General features: G+C 60.1%; 9 protein-coding genes, 1 tRNA gene and 2 pseudogenes. All 12 read left to right on the forward strand.

Translation table 11 applies throughout. From position 1 onward, the window contains the following. Positions 1 to 283 (forward strand): annotated as a pseudogene (locus QZT71_RS11140) (branched-chain amino acid aminotransferase); the annotation flags it as partial. A 327-nt stretch (positions 284 to 610) separates the two neighbouring features. Beyond that, a complete protein-coding gene (locus tag QZT71_RS11145) occupies positions 611 to 1,204 on the forward strand; it encodes a DUF6549 family protein (RefSeq protein WP_295916146.1) in 594 nt (197 codons plus the stop codon). A 54-nt stretch (positions 1,205 to 1,258) separates the two neighbouring features. After that, positions 1,259 to 1,729 carry a pantetheine-phosphate adenylyltransferase gene (gene coaD / locus QZT71_RS11150; protein WP_295916149.1) on the forward strand — a complete coding sequence of 157 codons (471 nt, stop codon included), beginning with the start codon at positions 1,259 to 1,261 and terminating at the stop codon, positions 1,727 to 1,729. 4 nt (positions 1,730 to 1,733) lie between these two features. Next, positions 1,734 to 2,768 carry a UDP-3-O-(3-hydroxymyristoyl)glucosamine N-acyltransferase gene (gene lpxD, locus QZT71_RS11155; protein WP_295916152.1) on the forward strand — a complete coding sequence of 345 codons (1,035 nt, stop codon included), beginning with the start codon at positions 1,734 to 1,736 and terminating at the stop codon, positions 2,766 to 2,768. A gap of 18 nt (positions 2,769 to 2,786) precedes the next feature. Beyond that, positions 2,787 to 3,842 carry a TlpA disulfide reductase family protein gene (locus tag QZT71_RS11160; protein WP_295916155.1) on the forward strand — a complete coding sequence of 352 codons (1,056 nt, stop codon included), beginning with the start codon at positions 2,787 to 2,789 and terminating at the stop codon, positions 3,840 to 3,842. 363 nt (positions 3,843 to 4,205) lie between these two features. Next, positions 4,206 to 4,796, forward strand: a complete 591-nt coding sequence (ruvC, locus tag QZT71_RS11165) for a crossover junction endodeoxyribonuclease RuvC (protein WP_295916167.1) — start codon at positions 4,206 to 4,208, stop codon at positions 4,794 to 4,796. Between the two features lie 19 nt (positions 4,797 to 4,815). Continuing rightward, positions 4,816 to 5,880 carry a TlpA disulfide reductase family protein gene (locus QZT71_RS11170; RefSeq protein WP_295916157.1) on the forward strand — a complete coding sequence of 355 codons (1,065 nt, stop codon included), beginning with the start codon at positions 4,816 to 4,818 and terminating at the stop codon, positions 5,878 to 5,880. A gap of 134 nt (positions 5,881 to 6,014) precedes the next feature. Beyond that, a tRNA-Arg gene (locus tag QZT71_RS11175) sits at positions 6,015 to 6,088 on the forward strand. A gap of 447 nt (positions 6,089 to 6,535) precedes the next feature. Next, complete coding sequence (gene trxA / locus QZT71_RS11180; RefSeq protein WP_295916161.1) at positions 6,536 to 7,000, forward strand: thioredoxin; 465 nt, start codon at positions 6,536 to 6,538, stop codon at positions 6,998 to 7,000. 7 nt (positions 7,001 to 7,007) lie between these two features. After that, positions 7,008 to 7,202, forward strand: a complete 195-nt coding sequence (locus QZT71_RS11185; protein ID WP_295916163.1) for a 4Fe-4S binding protein — start codon at positions 7,008 to 7,010, stop codon at positions 7,200 to 7,202. After that, complete coding sequence (locus QZT71_RS11190) at positions 7,195 to 7,548, forward strand: MarR family transcriptional regulator (RefSeq protein ID WP_295916165.1); 354 nt, start codon at positions 7,195 to 7,197, stop codon at positions 7,546 to 7,548. The genes QZT71_RS11185 and QZT71_RS11190 overlap by 8 nt, the downstream gene beginning before the upstream one ends. A 268-nt stretch (positions 7,549 to 7,816) precedes the next feature. Further along, positions 7,817 to 8,814: pseudogene (locus QZT71_RS11195) on the forward strand (indolepyruvate ferredoxin oxidoreductase); the annotation flags it as partial.

Below are 8,814 nucleotides of genomic sequence, written 5' to 3' on the forward strand. Positions count from 1 at the left end.
GGCCGACGAAGCGACGCTGTTCGCCGTGCGCGGCAAGACGGTCTGCGTATCGCCCGGCGAGCAAAGCGTCGAGCGCGACCTGGCCTTGCAGGGCATTCGGGCCGCGGGACTGAAGCTGGCCGAACGGCCCGTGGAACGCGGCGAACTGCCGCGCATGGACGAGCTCTTTTGGGTCGACCACCGGGGGGTGACGGCACTTTCCCGCTGCGACGGGCGCCCGTATATGGCCATTATCGCCGAGCGCGTCGCGGCGGCGCTCCGCAGGTCATTCCAGCAACCGTAAGGGCGGGCCGTAAAGGCCCGTCGGCACACGCCGGTGCGGGAAAGGGAATCGACGCCTGCACAAAAAAGCACCCCGGGAGCGCGCCCGGCACTGCCGTATAAAGGAGGCAGGAACGCATGCGGCGACCCGCTCCGAATCATCCTACCGAAACACGCTGGAATACCTACGGGAACACGGCCCCGCAACGCGCTATAAGAAGCCGGAACCGGGACACCGCCCGGCCCAGCCTTACAGGGAGCATGGGAACACAGCCCGTCGTTGTTTTCCGAAAATATAGAAACCGTCCGGGGCCGGCCCGCATTATCTTCGCCGGAAAACCCCGAAACCATGAAAAAATACCTTATCCTTTACGCCGTCGCCGTGACGGCGCTGCTGGTATACGGCCACGGCCGTTACCGCCGCGAAACCCGCCGCCTGGACCAGAACCAGGAGGCACTGGCCTCCGGCATCGAACACTACCGCACCCGGCTGGGACAGGAGGCCGCCTCGGTGCAGGCCCTGCGCCTGCGCTGCTCCGAATTCGAACGCCTCCGGGCCGCGGACGCCGCCGAAATCCGCCGCCTCGGAATCAAAATCCGCCGTCTGGAAGCGGCCGCGAAAACGGTCGCGGCCACCTCTGTCAGCCTGCGTACGCCCCTGTGCGACACGGTCGTCCTGCGCCTGCGCGATACGCTCGTCGTGCGCGACACCGTGCGGCTGTTCCGCTGGCGCGACGCATGGGTGACGGTCGAGGGCTCAATCGGGACGGATTCCGTCGCGTGCCGCGTCGAAAGCACCGACACCCTCCAACAGGTCGTGCACCGCATACCGCGGCGTTTCCTGTTCATCCGCTGGGGCACCAAAGCCCTGCGGCAGGAGATCGTATCGTCGAATCCGCACACCCGGATCGTCTATTCGGACTTCGTAAAAATCGAGCGGTAAATTAATTCGTAAATTTTAATTCCGTATTCCCAAATATTATTACCTTTGTCGAATATGGAACGGACTGCAATCTTCCCCGGGTCGTTCGACCCGTTCACCCGCGGGCACGCGGCGCTGGTCGACGAGGCGCTCAACCTCTTCGACCGCGTAATCATCGGCATCGGCAACAACACCTCGAAAACGGGATTGCTGACCGTCGCCAACCGCAAGCGGCTCATCGACGACATCTACTCGTCGAACCCGCGCGTCGAAGCCCGTATTTACACGGGGCTCACGGGCGAATTCGCCGAGCAGGCCGGGGCCTGCGCCATTATCCGCGGCGTGAGGAACACCACCGATTTCGAATACGAACGCACGATGGAGGCCACCAACCACCGTATCTACCCCGAGATTACCACCGTGATGCTCTTCACCCCCGCGCCCGTGGCCGACATCTCGTCGTCGACCGTGCGCGAAGTGCTTTCGTTCGGACGCTCGGTCGAGGAGTTCATGCCGCTCGGAATCGATATTAACAAATACCTGTAAGCTTATGATGGAATTCACGGCCGAAATGATCGCCGGATTTTTAGGCGGCGAAATCGTCGGCAACAAAGAGGCAAAAGTACACACCGTATCTTCGATCGAGGAGGGCAAAGCGGGCTCGCTCACCTACCTCACCAACCCCAAATACGAACCACACCTCTACACCACGGGCGCTTCGATCGTACTGGTCGACCGGGCGTTCGAACCCTCGCAGGCGATAGCGGCCACGCTCGTCAAAGTCGACGACGCCGCGGCCTGCGTGCTCAAACTGCTCGAAATGTACAACGCCGCCAAACCCCGCCGCAGCGGAGTGAGCAAGGCGGCCTCCGTGTCGGAGCGGGCCGAGGTGGGCGACGACTGCTATATCGGCGACTTCACGGTCGTCGAGGCAGGCGTGAAAATCGGCAAAGGCTGCCAGATTTACCCGCAGGTTTACCTCGGGGCCGGCGTCAGCGTGGGCGACGGCACGATTCTCTATCCCGGGGTGAAGGTCTACGAGGGCTGCCTCATCGGCCGCAACTGCATCCTGCATGCGGGGGCCGTAATCGGCGCCGACGGCTTCGGCTTCATGCCCAACGCCGCAGGCGGATTCGACAAAATCCCGCAGCTGGGCAACGTGGTAATCGAAGACGACGTGGAAATCGGCGCCAATACGTGCATCGACCGCGCCAAAACCGACTCGACGATCATCCGCCGGGGCGTGAAACTCGACAACCTGATTCAAATCGGGCACAATGTGCAAATCGGCGAAAACACCGTGTCCTCGGCGCAGACCGGCATCGCAGGCACCTCGAAAGTCGGCAGCAACTGTTTCCTCGCGGGACAGGTCGGCATCGCCGACCACGTCAACGTGGGCAACCGCGTGAAAATCGGTTCGAAAAGCGGACTGGACAAGGACGTGCCCGACGGCGAGGTGCGCTTCGGCTACCCGGCGCTGCCCGGCATGCAGTACCACCGTTCGGCGGCGATTTTCAAACGGCTGCCCGAGTTGGCACAACAAGTGCGCGAACTGGAAAAACAACTGGCGGAACTCAAAAAATAACTCTTAATATCACCCATTATGAAAAAAGTATTTCTTTTCGCAACGGCCGCAGTCGTACTGTGCAGTTGCAGCAACCAGCCCAGATATATTATCGACGGCGACATAGCAGGACTCGAGGGCACCGTTTACCTGTTCCAGGGCGACAGCCTGCTTGACTCTGCCGCCGTCAACGCCGGCAAGTTCCGCTTCAAGGGCCCCGCAGGCGCTCCCGCGGTGCACTACCTGCTCGACTCGCGCGAAGGACAGCCGCAGGCGTTCGCCATGCAGTTCATCCTCGAGCCGGGTACGATTTCGATTAAGAGCGACGCCGAGGACGCACAGGTGCGCCACACCACCGGCACCCCGGCCAACGATGCGAGCGACACCTATTCGGCCGCCAGCCGCGCGCTGATCAAGGAGTACCGCGACCAGGCCACGACCGACGAGCGCCGCGATGCCATCGAGGACGAATTCGACCAGCTAACCCGCACGACGGTGGACGCCAACCGCGACAACTTCTTCGGCGTGGTGCTGATGCCCAACCTGGCTTACGACCTTTCGGGACAGGAAGTGCTCGACGAAATCGCCAAGTTCTCGCCCGAAATGCAACAGACCAAGGAGCTGACCGACCTGAAAACCATGGCCGAGCAGAAAATCAAGACCGACGTAGGCCAGCCCTACATCGACATCGTGCAGGACAACGCCGAGGGTGAACCCGTATCGCTCAAGTCGGTAATCGAAAACCCGGCCAACAAGTACACGCTCGTGGACTTCTGGGCGTCGTGGTGCGGCCCCTGCATGGGCGAAGTTCCCCACCTGAAGCAGACCTACGACAAGTTCCACAAAAAGGGATTCGAGATTTACGGCGTGTCGTTCGACAACGACCGCGACAGGTGGCTCGGCGCCGTCAAGGACAACGGCATGGAGTGGATTCACGTCAGCGAACTGCAGCGTTTCGACAACCAGGCGGCCAAGGATTACGCCGTACAGGGCATTCCGTCGAACTTCCTGATCGACGCACAGGGTAAGATCGTCGCCAAGAACCTGCGCGGCGAGGCCCTCTACGAAAAAGTCGAGAAGCTCCTCGGCAAATAATCCGGTTTCCGGCATACGCCCCTCCGAACTGCACGACGCCGTCCGGAGGGGCGTTTTTCAACGATATATACGCACCGGGAAACGTGCGACGCAACCCACCCAGCACCGATACATACTGGGCGGCACCTGCGGGCAAATCGCCGCTCCCGCCCCGGTGACGGCCCCGGGCGGGGATTACGCCGGTCAACGAATTGCCGCCCCCCGACGCACAGGGTAGAATCGTTGCCGGAAACCTGTGCGGGGAGGCCCCTTGCGAAAAAATTGAAAGAACGGCCGCCCCCCTTAACAGCACATGCACCGGACAGCATCGCGCCGTCCGGAAGAGTTTTTGAAAAAATGACCGCATCCGGAAAATACCGCATCATGGGCATCGACCCCGGCACCAACTACATGGGTTACGGCGTGCTGGAGGTCGAAGGACGCACGGTACGCTCGGTCGTACTGGGCGACATCGATCTGCACAAACTATCGGACCCCTACGCCAAACTGCGCTATATCTTCGAACGGGTCGGGGCGCTAATCGACGAATACGCACCGCAGGAGGTGGCGCTCGAATCGCCCTTTTTCGGGGAGAACGTGCAGTCGATGCTCAAACTCGGCCGTGCGCAGGGCGTCGCCATGGCGGCAGCTTTGAGCCGCGGCCTGTCCGTATCGGAATACGCCCCGATGCGCATCAAGCAGAGCATCACGGGCCGCGGCTCGGCGGCCAAGGAGCAGGTGGCGGCCATCGTCTGCCGCATGCTCTCGCTCGAACAGCCGCCCAAACGGCTCGATGCGACGGACGGCATGGCCGTCGCATTGTGCCACCACTTCACGACGGCCAGCCCGCTCAACGCCGCCCTGGGCGACGAACGCGTCAAGGGACTGGGCGGCGGCAAGAAAGCCGCCTCGAAACGCGGCACCCAAAGCTGGGAAAAGTTCCTGAAAGACCACCCCGACCGGGAAATCAAATAATCCCCCGACCATCACTCCCATGAAGAAAATCCTCACAGCACTCCTCGCGGCATCCGCATTGTGCGGCTGCGGCCCCAGATTCACCGTCACGGGCCGCTACGCCCTCGCCCCGGGCGACTCGGTATTCCTGTTTGCCGGCGACAACTCCGTACTCGCGTCGGGCGTAATGGCCCCGGACACGACGTTTGCACTCGAGGGACGCTTTACGGCATCCGACATCGTCCTGCTCGCCGACCGCGACCGTCTTCACACGCCCGCACGGATTATTCTCGAACCGGGCATCATCCGCATCGCCCCCGACCCGAAGACCGGGTACTGCGCCTCGGGAACACCGCTGAACGACAGCATGCAGTTGCTCAACAAGAAACTGCTGGCGCTCCGGGATGAATACCACCGCATAGCACCCGGCACCCCGCAGCAGGAAATGGATGCGCTTTTCGAACGCTTCGACCAGCTCCCCCGTGACATGATGAATGCCAACCTCGACAATGTCTTCGGGTTGAGCCTGTTTTCCGACTACGAATTCCCGAACCTGCTGCAGGACACGACGAAAGTAGCCGGATTGAGGCCCTGCATGGCGAAATTCTCCGCCGAAATGCAGGCGCATCCCCTCATGCAGAAGCTGCGGGAAAAACTGGCCGGATACGAAAATGCGCAGCCAGGCAGGCCCTTCACGGAACTCGTGCTGGACAATACGCAGGGCGAAGCCGTGGCCCTGTCGTCGCTCGTGGGCCCGGGACGCTGGGTGCTGCTCGACTTCTGGGCCACCTGGTGCGGCCCGTGCCTCGATGAAACCAACCGCTACCTGAAGCAGGCGTATACCGACTACAAAGCCCGGGGATTCGAGATATACGGCGTATCGCTCGACAACGACAAGGCGCGCTGGACAAGGCTCGTAACCGAAAACGAGATGCCCTGGACAAACGTACTGGGCGTCGACGACGATAAGCGGAGCGACGCCGCGACGCGCTATTGCATTACGACCCTTCCTGCGAATGTCCTGATTTCGCCCGAGGGCATCATCGCAGCGAAAAACCTGCACGGCAAGGAACTCATGGACAAACTTGCGGAGGTAATGAAGTGACCGCGAGGCAGCGAACAGGCTAATAATCCGGCCGATGCGCAGGCAGTGCGCCGGCCGGATTATCATTTTATTAAAAATTCTGCGGAATTATTTGCGTGTTTCGGATTTTCGCCCTATATTTGCACCTGCAATTCGGCACCGTAGCTTAATTGAATAGAGCATCTGACTACGGATCAGAAGGTTACAGGTTTGAGTCCTGTCGGTGTCACAACAGAGGGAAAGGCAAATGCCTTTCCCTCTGTTGTTTACAGCCGCCAGGAACAATGCAGGCGGTTTTTTCGTGTTTGTTTCAAGGGGTTCTCCGGGTGAAATCGGGAATTTGTTTAAACCAATGCGTAAACCGATAAACGGGCCGCCCCGCGCAACCGCCCTGAACTCCTCGAAAAACCGTATTGACGCCACCCGCTGCCCCTGTACTGCGGCTCATTTGATAATTCGCAAGCGAACTCCATCCTGACATTTTCACGCATCGCCGGTTCTTCGGGTTGCCGTGCCGAGCAACCGACCGGAACACCGCTCCGGCCCCCGTAAATCCACCGGGACGGCATCGCAGTTTTTCAGGCAATATTTATTTTCCAATGGAAATTTGTTTTATTGGAAAATAAATTATACCTTTGCATCGTTATTGATACGAAAGCATAAAAATATACGGACTATGAAAAAACTATTATTGACAGCCGCCTGCTTTCTGACGTTCGCAGCATGCGCGAACGGCGGAAACAGCAGCCAGGAAAACAAAACCGAAAACACGAATACCATGAAAACAATCGCATTGACCAAAGCCGACTTCCTGATTAAAGTCGCCAATTATGAAAAGAATCCCACCGAATGGAAATATCTGGGCGACAAACCGGCCCTGATAGACTTTTACGCCTCGTGGTGCGGCCCCTGCAAGGCACTCGCCCCGGTACTCGAGGAGCTGGCTGCCGAATACGGCGACAGCATCTATATCTATAAGGTGAACACCGAGGAGGAGCAGGAGCTCGCAGCCGCCTTCGGCATCCGTTCGATTCCGACGCTGCTGTTCGTCCCCAGGGACGGGAAGCCCCAGATCGCGCAGGGTGCCCTGCCCAAAGCTTCGCTCAAAGAGGCTATCAACAAGGTGCTGCTCAACAAATAACCGCACCATGGCACTCACGATCGACGCACTCCGCTGTCCCCAGAACCATCGCTGTCCGATGATTCCGATTTGCCCCGCCGGTGCTATCTCGCAGCAGGGACACGGGCTTCCGGCAATCGACCCGGCGAAATGTATCGAATGCGGCAAATGTGTCCGGCACTGCGGAAAACAGGCCGTCCATAAAGCGGAAACACATGGATAAGCTGTGCCGAATCCGCGACCTGCAACGGGCCGTCAACCAGTTCGAAGCCAATCTCGAGAAACTGCACGGCATCTGTATGAACGAGGGCATGGCGCTGTGCAGCCTCTCGAAAGCCGGCCGGCTCTCCTGCGGGGAGCTGGGCGAAATGCTGGGCCTCACGCCGTCGAACACCTCGAAAGTGCTCCGCTCGGTCGAAAACAAAGGCTTCGTCAGCCGGGAACTGGGCACCAGGGACAAACGCCAGATGTACTTTTCGCTGACAGAGCGGGGGCGAGAGCTGCTCGCATCCGTAAACTGCAAAGCGATAGAAACACCCGAAATACTGAAAACGCTTTTTGGGGAGTGACACCGAAAAACAGCCGCCCGGCCGGGCGGCTGTTTTCATATCCATTCGTTCCGACATAAGAACCGTGCGGCATATTATCCGCAGCAGGACAGCACGATACCCACACCGGACAGGGCGCTGTCCGCGACATCGAATCCCCCGCCGGGGGCAATCCTCTTTCTAATACTTTTAAATTAATAAGTCGATTTAGATAACTTTTTATCGCTAAATCTGGTTTTTTAATTAAAATTTTCCTAAATTTGTAGAAACAGGATAACAGCACGATCTTATGATAAAACGGGAATTGCTACTCGGAGACGAAGCCCTCGCATTGGGGGCCCTCCATGCCGGACTCTCGGGCGTCTACGCCTATCCGGGCACGCCCTCTACCGAAATCACCGAATACATACAGGGGCATCCGCTTACGGCCGAACGCGGCATACACTGCACGTGGTCGGCCAACGAGAAGACCGCCATGGAGGAGGCACTCGGCATGTCGTTCGCCGGAAAACGGGCCCTGGTCTGCATGAAGCATGTGGGCATGAACGTCGCGGCCGACGCATTCGTCAACTCGGCGATGACGGGCGCCAACGGCGGACTGGTCGTCGTGGCGGCCGACGACCCCTCGATGCACTCGTCGCAGAACGAGCAGGATTCGCGTTTCTACGGCAAATTCGCCCTCGTGCCGACGTTCGAACCGGCGAGCCAGCAGGAGGCCTACGACATGGTGCAGGCGGCGTTCGACTTCTCGGAGAAATACCGCATTCCGGTGCTGATGCGCCTGACGACCCGCATGGCCCATTCGCGCGCCGTGGTCGAAACGGGCGGCGTCCGTGCGGAAAACACACCCGCCTACCCGGCCCAGACGCGCCAGTGGGTATTGATGCCCGGCAACTCGCGCGTGAGGTACAAAGCCCTGCTCGCCGACTATGCCCGCTTCGAACAGGAGGCCGCCGCAAGCCGTTTCAACCGTTACACGGACGCCCCCGACAAATCCGTCGGCATCATCGCCTGCGGCATCGGCTACAACTACCTGCAGGAGAACTACCCCGACGGGTGTCCGCATCCGGTACTCAAAATCGCACAATATCCGCTCCCGGCGGCATCGGTGCGCCGCATGGCCTCGGAATGCTCCGCCCTGCTCATCGTCGAGGAGGGGCAGCCCGTCGTCGAAGAGGCCCTGCGGGGCATCCTGCCCACCCCCGTGGAGATTCGGGGCCGCATGTCGGGCGAACTGCCCCGCACCGGGGAGCTGACGCCCGACAGCGTGCGCACCGCCCTCGGCCT

The organism is uncultured Alistipes sp. (assembly GCF_902388705.1).
In the GTDB taxonomy this organism is placed as follows: Bacteria; Bacteroidota; Bacteroidia; order Bacteroidales; family Rikenellaceae; genus Alistipes.

What these genes read in the sequence shown, in the direction of transcription:
- QZT71_RS11145 (WP_295916146.1), top strand. Translation starts at nt 611, where the DNA reads ATGAAAAAATACCTTATCCTTTACGCCGTCGCCGTGACGGCGCTGCTG.
- coaD (WP_295916149.1), top strand. Translation starts at nt 1,259, where the DNA reads ATGGAACGGACTGCAATCTTCCCCGGGTCGTTCGACCCGTTCACCCGC.
- lpxD (WP_295916152.1), top strand. Translation starts at nt 1,734, where the DNA reads ATGATGGAATTCACGGCCGAAATGATCGCCGGATTTTTAGGCGGCGAA.
- QZT71_RS11160 (WP_295916155.1), top strand. Translation starts at nt 2,787, where the DNA reads ATGAAAAAAGTATTTCTTTTCGCAACGGCCGCAGTCGTACTGTGCAGT.
- ruvC (WP_295916167.1), top strand. Translation starts at nt 4,206, where the DNA reads ATGGGCATCGACCCCGGCACCAACTACATGGGTTACGGCGTGCTGGAG.
- QZT71_RS11170 (WP_295916157.1), top strand. Translation starts at nt 4,816, where the DNA reads ATGAAGAAAATCCTCACAGCACTCCTCGCGGCATCCGCATTGTGCGGC.
- trxA (WP_295916161.1), top strand. Translation starts at nt 6,536, where the DNA reads ATGAAAAAACTATTATTGACAGCCGCCTGCTTTCTGACGTTCGCAGCA.
- QZT71_RS11185 (WP_295916163.1), top strand. Translation starts at nt 7,008, where the DNA reads ATGGCACTCACGATCGACGCACTCCGCTGTCCCCAGAACCATCGCTGT.
- QZT71_RS11190 (WP_295916165.1), top strand. Translation starts at nt 7,195, where the DNA reads ATGGATAAGCTGTGCCGAATCCGCGACCTGCAACGGGCCGTCAACCAG.